Source organism: Streptomyces sp. NPDC059740 (genome assembly GCF_042733155.1).
Classification (GTDB): domain Bacteria; phylum Actinomycetota; class Actinomycetes; order Streptomycetales; family Streptomycetaceae; genus Streptomyces.
In genome coordinates this window covers 1-21,085 of the sequence record NZ_JBHWGP010000054.1, presented here as the reverse complement: position 1 = coordinate 21,085, position 21,085 = coordinate 1, and the positions used below count along the sequence as shown (strand labels likewise).

16 protein-coding genes, 1 rRNA gene and 2 pseudogenes are annotated in these 21,085 nt (G+C 72.8%); 9 read left to right on the top strand and 10 right to left on the bottom strand.

Annotated elements, in window-relative coordinates:
* Positions 1–284: 284 nt before the first annotated feature.
* Together ACFV3R_RS32165 and ACFV3R_RS32160 are read right to left on the bottom strand one after the other, a co-directional pair.
* A complete protein-coding gene (locus ACFV3R_RS32165; RefSeq protein WP_385590503.1) occupies positions 285–1,100 on the bottom strand; it encodes a TlyA family RNA methyltransferase in 816 nt (271 codons plus the stop codon).
* 7 nt (positions 1,101–1,107) lie between these two features.
* On the bottom strand, positions 1,108–1,647 hold the full coding sequence (locus tag ACFV3R_RS32160) for a hypothetical protein (protein ID WP_385590501.1): 540 nt from the start codon (positions 1,645–1,647) through the stop codon (positions 1,108–1,110).
* A gap of 73 nt (positions 1,648–1,720) precedes the next feature.
* On the opposite strand from ACFV3R_RS32160, the gene ACFV3R_RS32155 reads away from it, so the two are divergent.
* The gene (locus tag ACFV3R_RS32155; protein WP_385590499.1) at positions 1,721–2,068 is read left to right on the top strand and encodes a sterol-binding protein; all 348 of its coding nucleotides are present in this window, start codon (positions 1,721–1,723) and stop codon (positions 2,066–2,068) included.
* Between the two features lie 203 nt (positions 2,069–2,271).
* Here the strand turns inward: ACFV3R_RS32155 and ACFV3R_RS32150 are convergent, their stop codons facing one another.
* The 3 genes from ACFV3R_RS32150 to ACFV3R_RS32140 form a co-directional block, all read right to left on the bottom strand.
* Positions 2,272–3,081 (bottom strand): ABC transporter ATP-binding protein, encoded by an 810-nt coding sequence (locus ACFV3R_RS32150; RefSeq protein WP_385590497.1) that lies wholly within the window; start codon positions 3,079–3,081, stop codon positions 2,272–2,274.
* Positions 3,082–3,130: 49 nt separating this feature from the next.
* Positions 3,131–4,165 carry a FecCD family ABC transporter permease gene (locus tag ACFV3R_RS32145; protein ID WP_385590517.1) on the bottom strand — a complete coding sequence of 345 codons (1,035 nt, stop codon included), beginning with the start codon at positions 4,163–4,165 and terminating at the stop codon, positions 3,131–3,133.
* 173 nt (positions 4,166–4,338) lie between these two features.
* Positions 4,339–5,391 (bottom strand): FecCD family ABC transporter permease, encoded by a 1,053-nt coding sequence (locus ACFV3R_RS32140; RefSeq protein WP_385590515.1) that lies wholly within the window; start codon positions 5,389–5,391, stop codon positions 4,339–4,341.
* A 67-nt stretch (positions 5,392–5,458) separates the two neighbouring features.
* Between ACFV3R_RS32140 and ACFV3R_RS32135 the strand changes: the two genes are divergently transcribed.
* Both ACFV3R_RS32135 and ACFV3R_RS32130 read left to right on the top strand, forming a co-directional pair.
* Complete coding sequence (locus ACFV3R_RS32135) at positions 5,459–6,487, top strand: ABC transporter substrate-binding protein (protein WP_385590495.1); 1,029 nt, start codon at positions 5,459–5,461, stop codon at positions 6,485–6,487.
* Between the two features lie 254 nt (positions 6,488–6,741).
* A complete protein-coding gene (locus ACFV3R_RS32130) occupies positions 6,742–7,605 on the top strand; it encodes a siderophore-interacting protein (RefSeq protein WP_385590493.1) in 864 nt (287 codons plus the stop codon).
* Between the two features lie 193 nt (positions 7,606–7,798).
* On the opposite strand, the gene ACFV3R_RS32125 is transcribed toward ACFV3R_RS32130, so the two are convergent.
* Positions 7,799–8,557 carry an alpha/beta fold hydrolase gene (locus ACFV3R_RS32125; RefSeq protein ID WP_385590491.1) on the bottom strand — a complete coding sequence of 253 codons (759 nt, stop codon included), beginning with the start codon at positions 8,555–8,557 and terminating at the stop codon, positions 7,799–7,801.
* 230 nt (positions 8,558–8,787) lie between these two features.
* Between ACFV3R_RS32125 and ACFV3R_RS32120 the strand changes: the two genes are divergently transcribed.
* Positions 8,788–9,417: a TetR/AcrR family transcriptional regulator gene (locus ACFV3R_RS32120; RefSeq protein WP_385590489.1), complete on the top strand. Its 630-nt coding sequence runs from the start codon at positions 8,788–8,790 to the stop codon at positions 9,415–9,417.
* Between the two features lie 200 nt (positions 9,418–9,617).
* Here the strand turns inward: ACFV3R_RS32120 and ACFV3R_RS32115 are convergent, their stop codons facing one another.
* Entirely contained in the window at positions 9,618–10,643 is a 1,026-nt protein-coding gene (locus ACFV3R_RS32115; protein WP_385590487.1) for an HAD-IIA family hydrolase, read from the bottom strand.
* 113 nt (positions 10,644–10,756) lie between these two features.
* Between ACFV3R_RS32115 and ACFV3R_RS32110 the strand changes: the two genes are divergently transcribed.
* The 5 genes from ACFV3R_RS32110 to ACFV3R_RS32090 all read left to right on the top strand — a co-directional run bounded on the left by ACFV3R_RS32110 (position 10,757) and on the right by ACFV3R_RS32090 (position 18,157).
* On the top strand, positions 10,757–12,076 hold the full coding sequence (locus ACFV3R_RS32110) for a DUF1015 family protein (protein WP_385590485.1): 1,320 nt from the start codon (positions 10,757–10,759) through the stop codon (positions 12,074–12,076).
* A 759-nt stretch (positions 12,077–12,835) separates the two neighbouring features.
* Positions 12,836–14,404, top strand: coding sequence for a pyridoxal phosphate-dependent decarboxylase family protein (locus ACFV3R_RS32105; RefSeq protein WP_385590513.1), 1,569 nt, complete (start codon positions 12,836–12,838; stop codon positions 14,402–14,404).
* A gap of 50 nt (positions 14,405–14,454) precedes the next feature.
* Complete coding sequence (locus ACFV3R_RS32100; protein WP_385590483.1) at positions 14,455–15,777, top strand: lysine N(6)-hydroxylase/L-ornithine N(5)-oxygenase family protein; 1,323 nt, start codon at positions 14,455–14,457, stop codon at positions 15,775–15,777.
* Positions 15,774–16,346, top strand: a complete 573-nt coding sequence (locus tag ACFV3R_RS32095; RefSeq protein WP_385590481.1) for a GNAT family N-acetyltransferase — start codon at positions 15,774–15,776, stop codon at positions 16,344–16,346. Before ACFV3R_RS32100 ends, ACFV3R_RS32095 begins: the two co-directional genes overlap by 4 nt.
* Positions 16,346–18,157 (top strand): IucA/IucC family protein, encoded by a 1,812-nt coding sequence (locus tag ACFV3R_RS32090; protein WP_385590479.1) that lies wholly within the window; start codon positions 16,346–16,348, stop codon positions 18,155–18,157. Before ACFV3R_RS32095 ends, ACFV3R_RS32090 begins: the two co-directional genes overlap by 1 nt.
* An 809-nt stretch (positions 18,158–18,966) precedes the next feature.
* Here the strand turns inward: ACFV3R_RS32090 and ACFV3R_RS32085 are convergent.
* The 3 genes and pseudogenes from ACFV3R_RS32085 to rrf form a co-directional block, all read right to left on the bottom strand.
* Positions 18,967–19,581, bottom strand: a pseudogene (locus ACFV3R_RS32085) (hypothetical protein); the annotation flags it as partial.
* Positions 19,582–20,007: 426 nt separating this feature from the next.
* Positions 20,008–20,817: pseudogene (locus ACFV3R_RS32080) on the bottom strand (hypothetical protein); the annotation flags it as partial.
* A gap of 180 nt (positions 20,818–20,997) precedes the next feature.
* A 5S ribosomal RNA gene (gene rrf / locus ACFV3R_RS32075) occupies positions 20,998–21,085 on the bottom strand; the annotation flags it as partial.

Genomic DNA, 21,085 nt, shown 5'->3' with positions numbered 1-21,085 from the left:
GCCGGTGGCCGGGGGCGCCGGGGTCTCGGCCGGCTCGGCTTCCTCGCCGCGCGGCGCGGGGGCCTGCGGGGAGCCGGAATCGGCGGGCCGCGGCGCGGAGCCGGCTTCGGGGAAGGGCTCGTGCCCCGGGCGTCCGGCCGGTGGCCCGCCGGACGGGGACGACGTGGAAGGTGCGGACTGGTCGGCCGCCACAGGGACCCCCTCGCTCGTGGTGTTCACCGGGTCTCCCGGTGCATGGTCTGCCGCGGCCCCTCCCGCCCGCCGGGGCGCCGGGGCGACCGCGTTCACCGGGGCCCCTCGGCCACGGCGCGTTCGACGGCCGCCGGGTCGAGCGGCGGCGCGTCCGCCCGCAGCCACAGGAAGTACTCCACGTTGCCCGAGGGGCCCGGCAGCGGGCTGGCGGTCACCGCCCGGACACCGAGGCCGTGCTCGGCCGCCTGGGCGGCGACGGTGCGCACCGCCTCGGCGCGCAGCTCGGGGCTGCGGACCACGCCGCCGCTGCCCAGCCGCTCGCGGCCGACCTCGAACTGCGGCTTGACCATGAGCACCAGGTCCGCGTCGGCGGCGGCGCAGCGGACCAGCGCGGGCAGGACCAGTCCGAGCGGGATGAAGGAGAGGTCACCGACGACCAGGTCCACCGGCACCCCGCCGACGGTCTCCGGTGTCAGTTCCCGGACGTTGGTGCGGTCCCGGACGACGACGCGCTCGTCGCTCTGCAGAGTCCAGGCCAGCTGCCCGTAACCGACGTCGACGGCGACCACCTGCGCGGCGCCGGCGCGCAGCAGCACGTCGGTGAAGCCGCCGGTCGAGGCGCCGGCGTCCAGTGCCCTGCGGCCCTCGACCAGGAGGCCGAGCGGCTGGAAGGCGGCGAGCGCGCCGGCGAGTTTGTGGCCGCCGCGCGAGACGTAGTCGGGGTCACTGTCGTCGGCGCGCACCACGAGCGCCGCGCTGGTGGCCACCTGCGTCGCGGGTTTGGTCGCGGTGGCGCCGGCCACCGTCACCCTGCCCGCGGCGATCAACTGGCTGGCGTGCTCCCGGGACCGCGCCATCCTGCGGCGCACCAGCTCCGCGTCGAGTCGGCGTCGTGCCACTCCTGCCACGTGCGGTTCAGCTCCTGTTGCTCTCGTACGACGTCCCCTGCGGACCGCCTGCGCCCACCGGCCCCGGCCGGACGCCGGGTGGCGCGGGCCGGACCGTACCGGACGGCTGCGGTGGCGGCGGGCCGGGTCGCTGGTCGAGTGCGGCCAGCGTGTCCCGCAGCCTGTGGTGGACATCTTCGTACACCTGTAGGTGGTCGCCCACCTCGAGGTGGTCGGCGTCCGAAAGCCGGGTGAGGGCCTCGTCGACGTCCGCGTGCCCGGTCGGGGTGGTGGAGAGGCCGAGCGGGCGGGGGCCCGGGGGGTCCTCGGCGGTCGCCGGGCCGACGGCGTCCGGGCCGAGGGCGTCCGAGCCGAGGGCGTCCGAGCCGACGGCGTCCGGGAGGTCCTGCGGGGCGCCGGGCCGAGGAGGGTGGGCGGCGGGTGGTTCCGCGGCCTCGTCGCGGGAAGCCGAGGGGCCCGGTGCCGCCGCCGGGGCGGTGCCGGGGGGCTGCGGTCGAAGCGGCGCAGGGGGGTGCGGCTGCCCTGGAGACGACGTCGGCTCGTGCATGTCCCCGACGCTATCGCGAACCCGTACGGCTCCGGCGTACGGGAGCCCACGGGCCTGGCGTATCGTCCGGTCGATGGTCACCGTCGAAGACTGCCGGGCCGCCCTGGACCGGCTCGCGGGCAACCTCGCCGCGGCCGGCGCCGGAGTGCGTGACGCCGCGGCGCTGGACCGCTCGCTGAGCTGCCACCTCACCGATCTGGACGTCAGGTTCGAGGGCCGGCTGGCGGCCGGTGCCCTGGCGGACGTGGTGCCGCGCCCCGGCCCGCCCGGCCACCGGGCGCAGATCCGGCTCACGATGACGGGCGAGGACCTGGTGGCGCTGGTGGACGGCCGGCTGGACTTCGTACGGGCGTGGGGCTCGGGCCGGGTGCGGCTGGAGGCAGGCTTCCGGGACCTGATGAGGCTGCGGCGACTGCTGTAGCGGCTGCGGCGGCACTGCGGCCGGCCCGTGCCGGGCCCCGGCGTCGTCCGTCCTGCGCCCGGGGCGTGGACAGGCCGTGGACGAGTCCGGCGAGGTCCGTCCGTGCCCGGGCCGTGGTCGGGGGCGGGGGCGGACGCCCACTGCCCATGGGGGGCCGTTCGCCGGGGCGCCCTGCGGCCGACGCGGAAGCTGCCCCGGACGGCTCAGGCCGCGGGAACGCCGGCCGGGCGCTTGACGCGGGCGGCGGGCACCACCAGCGGCGTGCCGGTCTCGGGGTCGTCGATGACCTGGCACTTCAGGCCGAAGACCTGCTCCACGAGGTCCGCGGTGACGACCTCGCCGGGCGCTCCCTCGGCGACGACCCGGCCCTCCCGCATGGCGATGAGGTGGGTGGCGTAGCGAGCCGCGTGGTTGAGGTCGTGCAGCACCGCGACGAGGGTACGGCCCTGCTCCTCGTGGAGTTCGGCGCACAGGTCGAGCACCTCGATCTGGTGCTGGATGTCCAGGTAGGTGGTCGGCTCGTCGAGCAGCAGCAGCGGGGTCTGCTGGGCCAGGGCCATGGCGATCCACACGCGCTGGCGCTGGCCGCCGGAGAGTTCGTCCACGTAGCGCTCGGCGAGGGCGCTGACCCCGGTCGCCGCCAGCGACTCGGCGACCACCCGCTCGTCCTCCGCGGACCACTGGCGCAGCAGCCCCTGGTGGGGGTAGCGGCCCCGGGCCACCAGGTCGCCGACGGTGATGCCGTCGGGGGCGGTGGAGGACTGCGGCAGCAGGCCGAGGGTGCGCGCGACCTTCTTCGCCGGCATCGAGCCGATGGCCGAGCCGTCGAGGAGGACGGAGCCGGCAGTGGGCTTGAGCATCCGCGACAGCGCGCGCAGCAGCGTGGACTTGCCGCACGCGTTGGGGCCGACGATGACGGTGAAGGAGTGGTCGGGTATCGAGACCGAGAGGTCCTGGGCGATGACCCGCTGGTCGTAGGCGAGGGTGACGTTCTGCGCCGTCAGACGGCTCACTGGAGTACTCCTTGGGACAGTCGTGGTGCGGCGGGGCGCGGGCGGGCTCTCACACCCGGCCGGCCCGGCGTTCGGCGGCCAGCAGCCACACCAGGTAGGCGCCGCCGAGGACGCCGGTGACGATGCCGACGGGAAGCTGGTCGGCCCCGAACACCTTCTGCGAGACCCAGTCCGCGGCGACCAGGAGGGCGGCGCCCATGAGGGCGGAGCCGAGCAGGTTGGGGCCGGGGGTACGGGTGAGGCGGCGGGCCAGTTGCGGGGCGGTGAGGGCGACGAACGCGATGGGGCCGGCGGCCGCGCTGGCGGTGGCCGTCAGCAGGACCGCGGACAGCAGCGCCACGGTCCGCACCGCGCCCACCCGCACGCCCAGGGCGCTGGCGGCGTCGTCGCCCATCTCCAGCATCCGCAGGGGGCGGGAGCAGGCCACCAGGACCGGGACGAGGACGACCAGGACGCCGAGCATCGGCCAGACCTGCGACCAGTCCCGGCCGCTGAGGGTGCCGACCATCCAGACCGTGGCCTGGCCGGCTTCGACGATGTTCGCCTTCGTCATCAGGTAGAGGATGCCGGCGTAGAGCATCGCCGAGGAGCCGATGCCGACCAGGACGAAGCGGTAGCCGTGCACCCCGCGCTGCCAGGCCAGCAGGAAGATCACGAGGCCGGTGACCAGGCCGCCGATGACGGCGCCGGCGGCGACCGCGTAGACGCTCCCGTGGACGTAGACGATGACGACGAGGGCGCCGACCGTCGCCCCCTGGTTGAAGCCGAGGACGTCGGGGCTGCCCAGCGGGTTGCGCGAGACGGTCTGGAAGACGCTGCCCGCCAGCCCGAAGCCGGCGCCCACCAGGAGGCCCACCAGCACCCTGGGCAGCCGCAGGTCCTCGATGACGAAGCGCTGTGCCGTGGTGCCGCCTCCGGTGAGGGCGTCCAGGACCTGTACCGGGGACATCGGGAAGTCGCCGGTGCCGATGAGCGCGACCGCTGCCACGAGCGCCACCAGCAACAGGGCGAGGCAGACGAGCAGGGCGCGCGGCCGGGTCCGCACCGACAGGCCGCCGGGGGTGCGCAGGACGCCGCCTCGCAGACGGACGGTGGGGCGGGGCGCGGTGGTGCCGGGCCCGGTGGCGGCGGGGGCGGTGGTGTCTGGGGCGGTGCCGTGGGCGGTGGTGTCTGGGGCGGCGGTGGCCTTGTCCGGGTCGCCCGCCGCGTCCGCACCGCCCGCGCGGGGTGCATCGGACCTTTCGGTGTGCGGTGCCTTCACAGTTGGGCCATCCTTCGACGCCGTACGAGGTAGATGAAGACCGGTCCGCCCAGCACGGCGGTGATGATGCCGACCTGGACCTCCCCGGGGCGGGCGATCACCCGCCCGATGATGTCGGAGCCGAGGAGCAGGACGGGGGCCAGCACCGCCGAGTAGGGCAGCACCCACCGCATGTCCGGTCCGGTGAGGGCACGCACCGCGTGCGGCACCATCAGACCGACGTAGACGATCGGCCCGCAGGCGGCGGTGGCCGCGCCGCACAGCAGGGTCACGGCGAGCATCGAGAGCAGGCGGGTGCGGTTCAGGCGCGCACCGAGCGCGGTGGCCTGGTCGTCGCCGAGGGCCACGGCGTTCAGCGGCCTGGCCAGTCCCAGGGCGAGGACCGCGCCGACGGCGATGAACGGGAGGACCTGCTCCACGGTGGTGGATGTCGCGCTCGCCAGGGAGCCGACCGTCCAGAAGCGCATGCGGTCGAGGGTGGCGCTATTCACAAGGTTCAGCGCGTTCACGTATCCGGTGAGGACCGCCGTCAGCGCGGTGCCCGAGAGTGCCAGGCGCACCGGGGTGGCCGCCCGCGTTCCGCCCAGCGCGTAGACGGCTGCGGAGACGACGGCTGCTCCCAGGAAGGCGAACCACACGTAACCGGTGAGCGAGGTGACGCCGAGGAACCCGATGGCGCTGACGACGGCCGCCGAGGCGCCCGCGTTGATGCCGAGGAGGCCGGGGTCGGCCAACGGGTTGCGGGTCAGGGCCTGCATCACCGCGCCGGCGAGCCCGAGGGCGACACCGACCAGGAGACCGAGCAGGGTCCGGGGCACCCGCAGCTCGCGGATGACGACGTCGGTGCTGTTGTGTGTGGAGTGGAAGAGGCCGTGCCACACCTGGTCGACGGGGATCTCCTTGGACCCGACGACGATGCCGGCGACGGCGACGAGGCAGAGCACGCCGAGCGCGACCAGCAGGCCCGCCCACCGTGCGGCGTTGCGTCGCCGGGACGGGGTGGGGTCCTTCGAGACGGCATCAGGTGCTTCGGGGGGGCTGTCGACCAACACGGCAGTTAGGTTAGCCTACCCTCACGTTGTCCGAAGCAGGCCCTTGAGAAATGAGCGCACGACCATGACTGCTGCCCGAAGCCTATCCGTGTCCCGCCGAGGTGTGCTCGCCGTGGGCGGCGCAGTCGGTATGGGCGCCCTGCTCGCCGCGTGCGGAGGCGACAAGGGCTCGGGCGGTACCGGCGGTGACTCCGGCGGCGGGCAGTGGTCCTTCAAGGACGACCGTGGCCAGAAGGTCTCCCTCGACGGTACCCCGCAGCGCATCGTCGCCTTCACGGGGACCGCCGCCGCCCTGTACGACTTCGGGATCGACAAGCAGGTCGTGGGCGTCTTCGGCCCGACCAGGCTCAGCAACGGCAAGGCCGACCCGCAGGCCGGCGACCTGGACGTCAAGCGCCTGACCGTGATCGGAAACGCCTACGGCCAGTTCAACGTCGAGAAGTACGCGGCGCTCAACCCCGATCTGCTGATCACCAACATGTACGAGCCCGGCGACCTGTGGTTCGTCCCCGCCGAGAGCAAGGACAAGATCACCAAGCTTGCCGAGACGGTCGCGCTGACCGTGTCCCGCAAGCCGATGGACAAGGTCATCGCCCGGTACGCGGACCTCGCCGAGTCGCTCGGCGCCGACCTCAAGGCCAAGAAGGTCACCGACGCGAAGGCCCGCTTCGAGAAGGCCGCCGCCTCCCTCCGGCAGGCCACGAAGTCGAACCCCGTGAAGGTGCTGGCCTGTTCGGGCAGTGCACAGTACTTCTACGCCTCCTCCCCCGCGCAGAGCGCCGACCTCCTCTACTACAAGTCGCTGGGCGTGGACTTCGTCGTGCCTGACAACCTGGACAAGGGCGGCTACTTCGAGAGCCTGAGCTGGGAGAACGCCGACAAGTACAAGGCGGACGTGCTCTTCCTTGACAACCGCACGCAGACCCTGCAGCCCTCCGACCTGGCCAAGAAGCCGTCCTGGAAGGACCTGCCCGCCGTCAAGGCCGACCAGATCGTTCCGTGGCCGAGTGAGCCGCGCTTCTCCTACGCCGGCGCCGCACCGCTGCTGGAGCAGCTCGCCGAGGCCGTCAAGAAGGCCAAGAAGGTCGCCTGAGCCGTCCCGCGAGTGTCCACGGCACGACACCCGCAAAGCCACACCGGCAGGGCGACCCCCGCACCCCCGCACCCCCGCGGCCCTTCGCCCCTCCTACCCGGCCGGCCCACCGCACCGGCCGGGGCGGAGCCCGAAGCGACCGCCCCTGACCGTCCAGCCCCGCAGTGCCCTTCGCAGCGGGTCCGGCCCCGGGCCGCCCGCAGCCGCACCACCCCCGTAGGCCGGCAGACCGCCCTCGACCCCGGAGGTCCCCCGTGACGACGACCGCCGCCCCCACCACCCCCTTCCGCTTCTTCGACGTCCAGGTCCTGCGCTCCCACCGGCTCGGCCCGTCGATGGTGAGGGTCACTTTCGGCGGCGGCCGGCTGGCGTCCGTCGCGTGCGGCGGACGCGACCAACGGATCAAACTCTTCCTCCCCCAGGCCCACCAGTCCGCACCGGTCTTCGACGACACGGGCGAGGGCTGGTACACGGCCTGGCGCGCCCAGGACCCTGCGGAGCGCGCCGTCATGCGCTCCTACACGGTCAGCGGTCAGCGCACCACCGAGGCAGGCACCGAGCTCGACATCGACTTCGCCCTGCACGGTGACGGCGGACCGGCCTGCCGGTGGGCCTCCCGGTGCCGGCCCGGCGACCAGGTCGCCCTGCTCGCCCCGGTGGTGGAGGACAACGGCGGCATCGACTTCCGCCCGCCCCCGGGCACCGACTGGATCCTGCTGGCCGGCGACGAGACGGCACTCCCCGCCATGGAGGCCATCCTCGCCTGGCTTCCGCCCGGCACCCGGGCGAAGGTCTGGGTGGAGGTCCCCAGCGCGCAGGACCGCCGCCCGCTGCCCAGCTTCGCCGACACCGACATCACCTGGCTGGTGCGCGAGGGCGCCGCGCGGGACCGCGCCGAGGCGATGGTCGACGCCGTGCGCGGGGCATCCCTGCCCGAGGGCGCTCCGTACGCGTGGATCGCCGGGGAGGCCGGCACCGTGAAGGCCCTGCGACGGCATCTCGTCGGTGAACGCGGCCTGGACCGCCGGTCGGTGAAGTTCACCGGTTACTGGCGGCGAGGAGCCTGCGAAGAGGACCTCATCGCCGAACTGACCGCCGCCGCGGCCACCGAACAGTGACCGGTCGGGGGGGGGGCGGGGGGGGGCCGCCCCCCCCCGCCCCCCCCCCCACCCCCGGCCGGGCCGGGTGTAGGACACCCGGCGGCGCGCCCCCTGCTATGTGCACCTAATCGCGCAACGGCCCGCCGCCGCGGCCACCTAACTGTGACGGGTCGGGGTGCCGCCGGCCGGCGGCACCCCGACCGGTCCCCCGTCACAACCCCTGGCGCTCCAGGAAGTCGCCCACCAGCTCGCACCACGCCCCGGGCGCCTCCGTGAAGGGCAGGTGACCGGTGGCCAGCCGGGCGAGTTCGGCGCCCGGTACGGCCTCGGCCACCTCCCGGTGGAGGTCCTCGGTGACCAGGAGGTCCTCGGTCGTGGAGATCACCAGGGTCGGGACACCGAGGCGCGGCAGGTCGTCGCCGATGTCGACGCGGGTGACCAGGTCCACGTGGTCGGAGGTACCCGGCGGTATCGTCCGCGCCGTCTCCTCTATTGCGGTGGCGACCTCGGCGTCGGACAGAGCCTCCAGCGTCGTGGAACCGAGCGCCTGCGGGAGGAGGAGCGTCGCGAGGTCGTGGTCGGCGCCACGCATGTGCAGCTCCCGCCACAGGGTGCCGATCAGCCGCAGCCGGGTGTTGGGGCGTGCGAAGGGGGCCGTGAGCACCAGGCCCGTGACCCGCTCCGGGTACAAGGCCGCGGCGCGCATGGCGACGGGTGCACCGAGCGAGTAACCGAGCACCGGGAACCTCTCCAGGCCCTCGTCGACCGCGGCGGCGACGAGCTCCCCGGCGAGCTGGTCCAGAGTGAGGGGCGCCTCCTGCAGCGGAGTGCCCCCCGCCCCCGGGTAGTCGACACCGACCAGGAGGCGCGAGTCGGCCAGGCCCTCCAGGATCGGCGTGTAGTTGGCCGCCACCGAACCACCGGCTCCGTGAGCCAGGGCCAGCCCGGCCCCTCCCCTGCGCCCCCGCACTGTGCGCGCCGGCCCACCTCGCACGCCCGCGCCGACCGCCTCCCGTGCGGCACCTTCCCGCCGGAACGCCTTCTGCACAGACGCCCTCTGCGCGGGCGTCTTCGCCCCCTGAACAGCACGTGTCGACATGACCGTCATCCCCCCCGATGGTTATGTAGCGCTCGCTACGCAGAACAAGCTACAACAGCTTTCTTAGCGAGCGCTACACCATCGGCGTTAGACTCACCCGTATGAGGAAAGCCGGAGGGCGACCCAGGAACTTCGACCGCCGCACCGCCCTGGAGCAGGCGCTCCACCAGTTCTGGCGCCACGGCTACGAGGCAACGTCCATCGCCTCGCTGACCAGCGCCATGGGCATCAACCCGCCGAGTCTGTACGGGGCGTTCGGCGACAAGCGCCAGCTCTTCAACGAGGCGGTCCAGGAGTACGGGCGCACCTACGGCGCCTTCACCACCCGCGCCCTGGCGGAGGAGACGACCGCCTGCGCCGCCATCGGCCGCCTGCTGCGCGAGGCCGCCCGGGAGTACACCGACCCCAGCCACCCGCCGGGCTGCATGGTCATCACCGCGGCCACGAACTGCACACCCACCGCCGAGGACGTCCAACGTCAACTCCGCGACCGGCGCGAGGAGTCCAAGCAGGCCATGCGCGACAAGATCACCGCCGACGTGGACCACGGCCGCCTGCCGGTCACGGTCGACGCGGAGGGCCTCGCCACCTTCTACGCGGCCACGCTCCAGGGCATGTCCACCCAGGCCTGCGACGGCGCGGCCCGGTCCGACCTGGAACGCGTCGCGGAACTGGCCATGTCGGCCTGGCCCGCCCCCGCGCCGCAACCGGAACCCGACGCACGCCCCTGACCACACCCGCCCGGCCAAGACGTACGCCCCTGACCATGCCCGCCCCGACCAAGACATACGCTTCGGCCAGAACATCCGTCCCCGGCCACGCCCGCCCCTGCCGGGACGTCCACCCCTGCCGGGGCCGGCGCGCACCGCGGGCGTGACCGGGACGCCGCAGGCGTGACCGAGCCGCCCCGGGCCTGACCGGGGCGGCTCCCTCACCAGCCGAGCTGCTTGAGCGCCTCCCGCGCGTCCGCCGTGCACTCGCCGTCGCCCGCCGCCGTCCACGCGGCGGCACACAGGGCGCGCAGGCCGTCGACCGGTTCGCCCTCACCCTCCAGTACCAGCCGCTCCCCGTTCCTGACCGCGTGCCAGCCCCCGCAGCGGAACGCGCCCGACTCCGCCTCCACGGCGGGTTGCGGCGCCAGGAGCCCCCGCAGGTCGGCGCTGAGGTAGGTCGGCCGGTGGCGCGGCGGGGCGGTCAGCAGCTCGGCCGGGCCGGAGACACCGGTCAGTACCAGGAGCGAGTCGACGTCGCCGTTGTAGGCGCCCTCGATGTCGGTGTCGAGTCGGTCCCCGACGACCAGGGGCCGCTTCGCCCCGGTCCGCAGCACCGTCTCGCGGTGCATCGGCACCCGCGGCTTCCCGGCGACCTGCGGGGTGCCGCCCGCGGCGATGCGCACCACCTCGACCAGTGCGCCGTTCCCGGGCGCGATACCGGCCTCCTTGGGGATGGTCAGGTCGGTGTTGGAGGCGAACCAGGGCACCCCGCGCCGCACCGCGTAGGCCGCCTGCGCCAACTGCTCCCAGTTCACGGCCGGGTCGAAGCCCTGCACCACGGCGGCGGGGTCGTCGTCGGCGGTGGAGACGGGCACCAGCCCGCGCTCCCGCAGCGCCACGTCCAGCCCTTTGCCGCCCACCGCCAGCACCCGCGCCCCGTCCGGCACCTGCTCCGCGATCAGCCTCGCCACGGCCTGCGCCGAGGTGATGACGTCGCCGGGGTCGGTGCGCAGACCGAAGCCCGTCAACTGCGCCGCGACGTCGTCCGGTGTGCGGGAGGCGTTGTTGGTCACGTACGCCAGGTGCATGCCGGCCTTGGAGGCGGCGGTGAGGGAGGCCACCGCGTGGTCCACGGCCTCGCCCCCGGTGTAGACCACCCCGTCGAGGTCGAGCAGTGCCGTGTCGTAGCTCTCGTGAAGAGCCGCCTCGCAGGCGGCCGGACGCGTCCGCACCTGATCGTTCACCGTCGTCTCACTCCTGTCCGGTTCTCGCGCATGGCGCGGGCGTGTCCTTGCCGGCCGTCGGCGGCGGCCTCCCCCGATCATCTCCCATCGTGACCGCGTCATAGCATGCCCAGATGACCAGCGACGACGGCCTCCGCCTTGTGCCCTTCCGCGGCCTGCGTTACGCGCCGGACAGGGTGAGCAGTCTCACCGCCGTCACCTCGCCGCCCTACGACGTGGTGGTCCGCCCCGAGGGCGTCCACCACCTGGAGACCGCCGATCCCTACAACATCGTCCGGTTGATCCTGCCGCAGGCCGAGGACCCCGCCACCCGCCACGACCGCGCCGCCCGGACGCTGCGCGCCTGGCGCGCGGAGGGCGTGCTGGTGCAGGACGCCGCCCCGGCCCTGTACGTGTACGAGCAGCGCGACGCGCGGGGGCTCCAGCGCGGCCTGATCGGAGCCCTGCGGCTGGACGGGCCCGTGCTGCCGCACGAGGACGTCATCCCCGAGGTCGTGGCCGACCGCGCCGCACTGATGCGGGCCGCCGGCGCCCAACTCGAGCCGCTCCTCCTCTCCTACGACGGCAGCGACGCCCGGGGGAGCTCCGGGCCCGACACGGCGAGCCCCTCGGCGGCGCGGGCCGGCGCGGCGCGGGTGGTGGAGCGTGCCGTACACCGTCCTCCGCTGCTGCACACCGTCACGGAGGACGGGGTGGCCCACCGGCTGTGGGCGGTCACGGACCCCGCGGAACAGGCCGAGGCCACCACCGACCTCGCCACCCGCCGCGCCCTCATCGCGGACGGCCACCACCGGTGGGCGACCTACCGGCAGCTGTGGCGGGAACGCGTCCTGGCAGGTGGCGAGGGTGCGGAGTCGCCCTGGGCGCACGGGCTCGTGCTGCTGGTCGACACGGCCCGCCACCCGCTGCGGGTGCAGGCCATCCACCGCGTGCTCCCCCACCTTCCGTACCCGGAGGCGGTGACGAAAGCCGCGCCGTACTTCCGGGTCCGTCAGGTCGCCGGACCGCTGCCGCAGGCCCTCGAGGCCCTCTCGGGGGCGCAGGGCACGGCCTTCCTGCTCGCCGGCGAGCAGGACGGAGCGGCGGAGTTCCACCTGCTGGACCGTCCTGATCCGACGTTGCTCGACCGCACGGTCCCCGGCGACAAGCCCCGCGCCTGGCGTGAACTCGACGCCACCGTGCTCCACTCCGCGCTGCTGGAGGAGGTGTGGCGGGTGCCGGACGACGCGGTGTCCATCAGCTACCTCCACGAGGCGTCGGCCGCGCTGACCCAGGCCCGCCACCGCCGCGGCACCGCCGTCCTCCTGCGCCCCACCAGCGAGCGGACGGTGCGGGAGCTGGCCGAGCAGGGCGTCACCATGCCGCGGAAGTCGACTTCCTTCGGTCCGAAACCCGCCACCGGGCTGGTACTCCGCCTGGTCGAGGAGGGCTGAGGCTCAGGGCCCGCCGCCCCGGTGGTGGCGGGACCCGGGCGGGCTGACGCCGCACGCTCGCTCCCGCCCGCCCGGCCCCGTCGCACGGTTCTGGCCGGGACCGCTGGTCATGCTCGCGCCCGTCGCCCCCGGCGAGGACGACACCGCCTGCCACGGACGCACCGCCTGCGCCCTGCCGGCCGACAGTGGTCCCCGTCTGCCGCCGGCCGTCCCCGTCTGCCGCCGCCCCGGGTTCGCGGCGACGAGACCCCGCCCGCACCCGCGCACGCCCCCGGGCATCCACGTCAGCGTCAGGGGCACACGCCAAAACGGCTCCCGCGTGCGCCGCGGCCCCGACGTACCCGCACGGGCCCACTCGGCCGGAGTGTCACATTCCGTCGCAGGAACCGCTTCCACGCTCACGACCAGGGGGCGCCCGGCCGCTCCGGGACCCGCGTACGGGCCCGCGACCGCCCGTGACCGGTTCTCCGCACCCCCGTCGCCCACACCCCACCCACGACGGGTAAGGTAAGCCTTACCTCAGCATGGATGGCCGGGAGAGGTCCTGTTTGCCCTGCCACCCGTGCGGAACCGATCCGAACCGTTCAGACGTACGACCAGAGATCACAAGAGTCGCAGGACTCCGCGAGCCCGGCAAGGCCCACAGGTCCCTGCGGCTCCCTTGCGGCAGCAGCGTTCAGGGAGGACACCTTCATGACTCGCCTCGGGTCTTCCGCCGACGGCTCGCACCCCACCGCCCAACCCGGAGCAGCCCCCACCATGCCCTCTCGCCGTAGCCCGCAGACCGGTCCCGCGGGTCTCACCGCCTGTCCCACCGAAGCCACCGGCGCGCGTCGCGACAGCGTCGACCAGCTGCTCGACGCGGCTTCCGCCGAGCACTACCGGCAGGCCGTCGGCGCGGGCGTGGAGCGGGTGGCGCAACGGATCGCCGGGGCCGAGCGGCCGTTCACCGGCCGGACGGTGGCCGAGCTGGCCCCGGTCATCGACCGCGTCGACCTGGCCGAGCCCCTGCACACGGTGGACGCGGCCCTCGACGAACTGGAGGAGGTCTACCTCCAGGACGCCGTCTACTTCCACCACCCCCGCTACCTGGCGCACCTCAACTGCCCGGTCGTGGTCCCCGCAGTCCTCGGCGAGGCCGTCCTCTCCGCCGTCAACTCCTCGCTGGACACCTGGGACCAGAGCGCCGGCGGCACCCTCATAGAGCAGCGCCTGATCGCGTGGACGGCTGAGCGGGTGGGCCTCGGCGCCGCCGCGGACGGCGTCTTCACCAGCGGCGGCACCCAGTCCAACCTCCAGGCGATGCTCCTCGCCCGGGACGAGGCGTGCGCGGGTGCCCAGCGCGAGCAGCCGGGCCTGACCCGCGAGGAGATCCTGCCGAGGCTGCGCATCTTCACCTCCGAGGTGAGTCACTTCAGCATCGAGAAGGCAGCCACCCTGCTGGGCCTCTCCCCGGAGGCGGTCGTCGCGCTCCCCGTCGACCACGACCGGCGGATGCGGGCCGGGGACCTCGCGGAGCGGCTGGAGTGGTGCCGCCGGGACGGGCTGCTGCCGATGGCCGTCGTCGGTACCGCCGGCACCACCGACTTCGGCAGCATCGACCCCCTTCCCGAGATCGGCGAGCTGTGCCGCCGGTACGGCGTGTGGATGCACGTCGACGCCGCCTACGGCTGCGGCCTGCTGGTCTCCAGCCGGCGTGACCGGCTGGCGGGCATCGAGGCCGCCGACTCGGTCACCGTCGACTACCACAAGTCCTTCTTCCAGCCGGTGAGCTCCAGCGCCCTGCTGGTCCGCGACCGCCTCACGCTGCGGCACGCCACGTACCACGCCGACTACCTCAACCCGGAGCGGATGGCGCGCAAGCGCATCCCCAACCAGGTCGACAAGTCGATCCAGACGACGCGTCGCTTCGACGCGCTCAAGCTGTGGCTGACCCTGCGCGTGATGGGTGCCGACGCCATCGGCGAGCTCTTCGACGAGGTCGTGGACCGCGCCGCCGACGCCTGGAAACTCCTCAACGACGACCCGCGGTTCGAGGTGGTCGTCGAGCCGCAGCTCTCCACCCTGGTCTTCCGCTACGTACCGTCCGGGGACCGCGACCCGGAGCTGAGCGACCACGTCAACCTGCACGCCAGGGAGGCGCTGTTCGCCTCGGGTGACGCCATCGTGGCGAGCACGGTCGTCGACGGACGCCATTACCTGAAGTTCACGCTGCTCAACCCCCGTACGACGCTGGACGACATCAGCCACGTCCTGGACCTGATCGCCGAGCACGCCGGGCGGTTCCTGGCCGACCACCCCTCACCGGCGCTGACCGCCACCCGCTGACCGCGGCGCACCAGCCTGACCCGCTCACCCGAGACCCCACCGGAGACCTCGTGTCCGCCCCCTATGACTTCATCGCCGTCGGCCTCGGCCCGTTCAACCTGGGCCTGGCGGCCCTGACCGAACCGCTCGACGACCTCCAGGGCCTCTTCCTCGACGACAAGCCGTCCTTCGACTGGCACCCCGGGATGATGCTGGACAGCAGCACCCTCCAGGTGCCCTTCATGGCCGACCTGGTCACCCTCGCCGACCCGACGTCGCCGTTCTCCTTCCTGAACTACCTGAAGGAGTCCGGCCGCCTCTACTCCTTCTACATCCGCGAGAGCTTCTATCCGCTGCGCGCGGAGTTCAACGACTACTGCCAGTGGGCGGCCGCGAAACTCTCCTCCATACGCTTCGGCCACCTGGTCACCGGCGTCGAGTGGGACGAGGCCGCGCAGCTGTACGCCGTCCACGCCGAGCACCTGCCGACGGGCGAGCGCCACACCTTCCACGCCCGGCGGCTGGTGCTGGGCACCGGCACTCCGCCGTACATCCCGGAGTGCTGCCGCGGTCTCGGGGGCGACCTGCTGCACAACGCGGGCTACGTGGACGCCAAGGAGGAGTTGCAGAAGAAGGAGAGCATCACGATCGTCGGCAGCGGGCAGAGCGCCGCCGAGATCTACCACGACCTCCTCCAGGAGGTCGACACCCGCGGCTACCAGCTCAACTGGGTGACCCGCTCGGGCCGGTTCTTCCCGCTGGAGTACACCAAGCTGACGCTGGAGATGACCTCGCCCGAGTACGTGGACTACTTCCACGCCCTGCCCCCGGCCAAGCGGGACCACCTCAACGCGACGCAGAAGAACCTCTACAAGGGCATCGACAGCGACCTGATCAACGCGATCTTCGACCTGCTCTACGAGAAGAACCTCAAAGGCCCGGTCCCCACCCGCCTGCTCACCAACACGGCTCTGACCTCGGCCTCCTACGACGAGGCGCGGGCCACGTACACGCTCGGGCTGCGGCAGGAGGAGCAGGAGGCCGACTTCTCCCTGGACACCCAGGGGCTCGTCCTGGCCACCGGCTACCGCTACCGGATGCCGGACTTCCTGGACCCGATCCGCGACCGTCTCGCCCTGGACGACCACGGCCGCTTCGACGTGCGCCGCAACTACAGCGTGGACACCGCCGGCGGGGAGATCTTCGTCCAGAACGCCGAACTCCACACCCACGGCTTCGTCACCCCCGACCTGGGCATGGCCGCCTACCGCAACTCCTGCATCATCCGGGAGCTGCTGGGCCGCGAGGTCTACCCGGTGGAGAAGTCGATCGCCTTCCAGGAGTTCGGCGCCCCGGCAACCGCCCCCCAGGCCCTGGAGGTCTCGCCCGCATGAGCATCCCCGCAACCGTGTTCCGACGTACCGACCCCGCGCTCGGGGAGTTCACCGTGCGCCCGGTGGACCCGGCCGGCGACGCCGAGCTGCTGCACCGCTGGGTCACCCACCCCAAGGCGGTCTTCTGGCTGATGCAGGACGCCGACCTGGCGGAGACGGAGAAGGAGTTCGCCCGGATAGCCGCCGACCCGTACCACGACGCCTTCCTCGGCTTCCACGACGGCGTACCCGCCTTCCTGACCGAGCGCTACGACCCGGCCCACCGGGAACTGGTCGGCATCCACCAGGCACAGCCCGGCGACGTCGGCATGCACTTCCTCGTCGCCCCCACCGACTCCCCCGTCCACGGCTTCACCCGCGCGGTGATCACCACCGTCATGGAGATGCTCTTCGACGACCCGGCCGTGCGCCGCGTGGTGGTCGAGCCGGACGCGGAGAACACGGCAGTGCACGCGTTGAACAAGGCCGTCGGCTTCGAGGTCGAGCGCGCCGTCACCCTGCCCTCCAAAACCGCCCACCTGAGCACCTGCACCCGAGAACAGTTCCTGGCAGCCCGAGGAGAGCGCTGATGACCACCCCCTGTGAAGCCGTCGCCCACCTCACCCCCGAATGGTGGGAGCGCGCCTCCCGCCTCCTGGTCCGCAAGGGCCTGGCGGAGTTCAGCCACGAGCGCATCCTGGTGCCTCAGCCCGTGCCCGCCGAGTCCGAGCAGGCACCGGAAGGGCTCGCCTGGTACACGGTGAGCAGCGACGACGAGGCCACCGTCTACCGTTTCGCCGCCCGGGTGCGCACCCTGGAGCACTGGGAGGTGGACGCGGACAGCATCAGCCGCCACCGCCACGGGCAGGAACTACCCCTCGACGCGCTGGACTTCATCACCGAGGTGCGCGGCGCGCTCGGCCTGAGCGACAAGGTCCTCCCGGTGTACCTGGAGGAGATCAGCTCCACACTGGCGGGCACCGCGTACAAACTGGCTGCGGGCCCGGCGAGCGCCGCCGAACTGGCGAAGGCCGACTTCCAGACGATCGAGACGGGGATGTCCGAGGGGCACCCCTGCTTCGTCGCGAACAACGGCCGCCTCGGCTTCGGTGTCCACGAGTACCGCGCGTACGCACCGGAGACGGGCAGCCCGGTCCACCTGGTGTGGCTGGCCGCCCGCCGTGAGCTGTCGACCTTCAGCGCCGGCGACGGCCTCGACTACGACGGTCTGGTCCGCGCCGAGCTGGGCGAGGAGACCCTGGCCGCCTTCGCCGGAACCCTCGCCGGCCTCGGCCTGGACATCGCCGACTACCACCTCGTCCCCGTCCACCCCTGGCAGTGGTGGAACAAGCTGGCCGTCACCTTCGCCGGCGAGGTGGCCCGGCGCAACCTGGTCTGCCTGGGCACCGGTCAGGACGCCTACCGCGCCCAGCAGTCGATCCGCACCTTCTTCAACACCAGCGCCCCGGAGAAGCACTACGTGAAGACGGCACTGTCCGTCCTCAACATGGGCTTCATGCGCGGCCTGTCCGCCGCGTACATGGAGGCCACCCCGGCCATCAACGACTGGCTGGCACAGCTCATCGAGAACGACGAGGTGCTCAAGGCAGCGCGTTTCTCCATCATCCGCGAGCGGGCGGCCATCGGTTACCACCCGCACCAGTACGAGGCGGCCACGGCGAAGGGCTCCCCGTATCGGAAGATGCTGGCGGCGCTGTGGCGGGAGAGCCCGGTGCCGTCGCTGGAGCCCGGGCAGCGCCTCGCGACGATGGCGTCCCTGCTGCACCTCGACCCCGAGGGCGACTCGCTGGCCGCCGCGCTGATCGAGGAGTCGGGCCTGGCGCCCGAGGTGTGGCTGCGCCGCTACCTGGACGCGTACCTGACGCCGGTGCTGCACAGCTTCTACGCCTACGACCTGGTCTTCATGCCGCACGGTGAGAACGCCATCCTCGTCCTGGAGGACGGTGCGGTCCAGCGGGTGATCTTCAAGGACATCGCCGAGGAGATCGCCGTCATGGACACCGAGGCGGTGCTGCCGCCCGCGGTGGAGCGCATCCGAGCCGAGGTACCGGACGACAAGAAACTCCTGTCGATCTTCACCGACGTCTTCGACTGCTTTCTCCGCTTCCTCGGCGCCACCCTCGCCGAGCGGGGCGTGCTCTCCGAGGACGACTTCTGGCGGACGGTCGCCGAGTGCGTCCAGGACTACCAGGACGCGATGCCGCACCTGGCGGAGAAGTTCGAGCGGTTCGACATGTTCGCCGAGGAGTTCTCCCTCTCCTGCCTCAACCGCCTGCAGCTGCGGGACAACGAGCAGATGGTCGACCTCCAGGACCCGGCCGGCGCTCTCCAGCTGGTCGGCACGCTCGCCAACCCGATCGCCCGGCACGCCCGGCGCTGATCCCGGCGGCACCACCGGAAACACGAGACGGCGGGTGGTCCGGAACTCACAGAGTTCCGGACCACCCGCCGTCTCGTCGTGTGCGGGTGCACCGGGCGGACGGAGCCCGTCCACCCGGCTGGGTGGTACCGAGGCCGTCACCGCCGGCGCTGCCGAGTTCTCCGGCCGTCCCGAGTGGAGGACCGTTCACACCGCCTGGCCCGGCCAGGCCCGGCAGGGACGCCCTGTTCCGATGCGGGCCGACCGGCCCGGCGACTGGCGTTCCGCCCTGCCGCCGAGCCGAACCGGTCCGGTCCGTCAGCCCCCGTGCCCGCCGGTCCTGCCGGCCGTCAGCCCTGCCGGCCGTCGGTCTCCGGGCGTTCCTCGGCGTCCTCGCTCCCCGGCTCGGGGGCCTCGTAGGACGGCTCGGTGAACAGCGGACGCTCGCCGACGAGGCGCTGAGCCCCGCCGGAAGCCGCCTCCGCGTCCTCGTTCTTGTCCTCGGCGTCCTCGTTCTTGTCCTTGTCCTCGCCCACAGCCGAGTCCGTCGAGCTGTCCGCCACGTCCTCGCTCGCACCGGTCGCGGGCCGGTGGGCCTGAGGGGCCCCCTCCACGTCGCCACCGGACTCGGACGCCGCACCGGACTTCGCTTCCGCGGCGGCCTCGGGCTCGACGACCTCCGCGTCGTCGGACTCGACGTCCGGGCCGTCGCCGGCCTCGTCGTCGTTCCCGGTCTCCGCCGCGACCGCTTCCTGCGCCACGTTCGCAGCCTGGTCGTCGCTCTCGGCCTGGTCGACGTCGTCGGTCTGGTCGTCCACGGCGTCCTCGTCGAGGGCGTCGAGGAACTCCACGCCGTCGAGCTGCGCAAGGCGGTCGGAGGCGTCGGTGGCTCCGGCCTGGTCGGCTTCGAGTGCGCGGGCGAACCACTCGCGTGCCTCGTCCTCACGCCCGACCTCAAGCAGGGCGTCGGCATAGGCGTAGCGCAGGCGGGCCGTCCAGGGGTGCACGGCGTGCGATCCGAGCTCGGGGCTCTGCAGCGTCACGACGGCTGCGTCCGCCTGACCCAGGTCCCGGCGAGCGCCGGCCGCAACGAGACGCATCTCGACCTGTCCTGCCTTGTCCAGCCGCTGCACCTCAGGCTCACCGGCCATGGCAAGGGCCTTCTCAGGCCGGCCCAGGCCACGCTCGCAGTCGGCCATGACGGGCCACAGGTCGCTCCGACCGGTCATGCGGCGCGCAGCGCGGAACTCGGCCAGCGCCTCGCTGTACTTGCCGACCGCGTAGGCGGCGAAGCCCGCGGCCTCCCGGACGGCGGCGACGCGTGAGGCGAGCCGCAACGCGACGCGCGCGTAGCCGTAGGCCTTCTCGGGGTCCTCGTCCAGCATGTTGGCGACCATCACGAGGTTCCGCGCCACGTCCTCGGCAAGGGTCCGCGGCAGGCTCATCAGCTCCTGCTTGACGTCCTGGTCGATCTCGTCCCCGGTGACGTCCTCGGGGATCGGCAGCCGCCGGATCGGCTCGCGGTCCCGACGGTCCTCACGGCGCTCCCCACCGCGCTCGTCGCGGCCACGCCCCTGGCCATAGGGACGGCGTCCCCCGCGATCGTCACGGCGGAAGCCACCACGGTCGTCATCACGACGCGGACCACGGTCATCACGACGGGGACCGCGGTCGTCACGGCGGAAGCCACCACGGTCATCATCCCGGCGCGGGCCGCGATCATCACGACGGGGACCGCGATCGTCACGGCGGAAGCCACCACGGTCATCATCACGACGCGGACCACGGTCATCGCGACGGAACCCGCCACGCTCGTCATCACGACGCGGACCACGGTCATCGCGACGGAAGCCACCGCGCTCGTCATCACGACGCGGACCACGGTCATCGCGACGGAAGCCACCGCGCTCGTCATCACGACGCGGACCACGCTCGTCGCGGCGGAACCCACCGCGCTCGTCATCACGACGCGGACCACGGTCATCACGGCGGAACCCACCGCGCTCGTCATCACGACGCGGACCACGGTCATCGCGACGGAACCCGCCACGCTCGTCATCACGACGCGGACCACGCTCGTCGCGGCGGAACCCACCGCGCTCGTCATCACGACGCGGACCACGGTCATCACGAGGGAACGAACGGCTGTCCCTACGGAACCCACCACGGTCGTCATCACGACGCGGGCCCCGGTCGTCCCGGCGAGGTCCACGCTCGTCCCGAGGGAAGGAACGGCCGTCACCGCGGGGGAAGCCACCGGCACGGCGGTCGCCACGATCCTGGCCCGGACGGTCACCGCCCCGGTCAGACCGCTCGTCACGCCGGAAGGAGGGCCGGTCGCCGCCCCGGAAGCCGGAACGGTCGTCACGGTGCCCCGGGCCACGGCGCGGTCCGTCCTCCCGGCGAAAGCCACCACGGTCATCGTCACGGCGCGGGCCGCGCTCGTCACGCTGGAAGCCACCACGTCGGTCATCACCGCGCGGGCCACGGTCGTCGCGACGGAACCCACCGCGGTCACCGTCGCGACGCGGGGCTCGGTCATCCCGTCGGAAGCCACCACGCCGCTCGTCACCACGCGCCCCGCGGTCGTCACGACGGAAGCCACCACGGTCACCGTCACGGCGCGGTCCGCGCTCGTCACGACGGCCGGTTCGGTCGTCTCGCCGCTGGTCCCGACGGTCGCCGCCGTCATGGCGCGTAGGTCGGTCGGACCTGTCGTCCGGAGAGTTGGTGGACATGGTGACTCCTTCTCGGCTGCTTCAGCCGTGCTCAGCGCCGGCTCCAGCAGCGCACCTCAGAAAAACAAAAAGGACCTCTGGTCCAGCACACGTGTGTGCCGGACCAGAGGTCCTGTAAAGATTGTTCGGCGGCGACCTACTCTCCCACGAGGTCCCCCTCGCAGTACCATCGGCGCAGAAAGGCTTAGCTTCCGGGTTCGAAATGTAACCG

Bases quoted from the DNA above. Each gene is read 5' to 3' on its own strand.
- ACFV3R_RS32160 (WP_385590501.1), bottom strand. From the start codon at position 1,647: ATGCACGAGCCGACGTCGTCTCCAGGGCAGCCGCACCCCCCTGCGCCG.
- ACFV3R_RS32155 (WP_385590499.1), top strand. From the start codon at position 1,721: ATGGTCACCGTCGAAGACTGCCGGGCCGCCCTGGACCGGCTCGCGGGC.
- ACFV3R_RS32105 (WP_385590513.1), top strand. From the start codon at position 12,836: ATGCCCTCTCGCCGTAGCCCGCAGACCGGTCCCGCGGGTCTCACCGCC.
- ACFV3R_RS32120 (WP_385590489.1), top strand. From the start codon at position 8,788: ATGAGGAAAGCCGGAGGGCGACCCAGGAACTTCGACCGCCGCACCGCC.
- ACFV3R_RS32110 (WP_385590485.1), top strand. From the start codon at position 10,757: ATGACCAGCGACGACGGCCTCCGCCTTGTGCCCTTCCGCGGCCTGCGT.
- ACFV3R_RS32135 (WP_385590495.1), top strand. From the start codon at position 5,459: ATGACTGCTGCCCGAAGCCTATCCGTGTCCCGCCGAGGTGTGCTCGCC.
- ACFV3R_RS32095 (WP_385590481.1), top strand. From the start codon at position 15,774: ATGAGCATCCCCGCAACCGTGTTCCGACGTACCGACCCCGCGCTCGGG.
- ACFV3R_RS32090 (WP_385590479.1), top strand. From the start codon at position 16,346: ATGACCACCCCCTGTGAAGCCGTCGCCCACCTCACCCCCGAATGGTGG.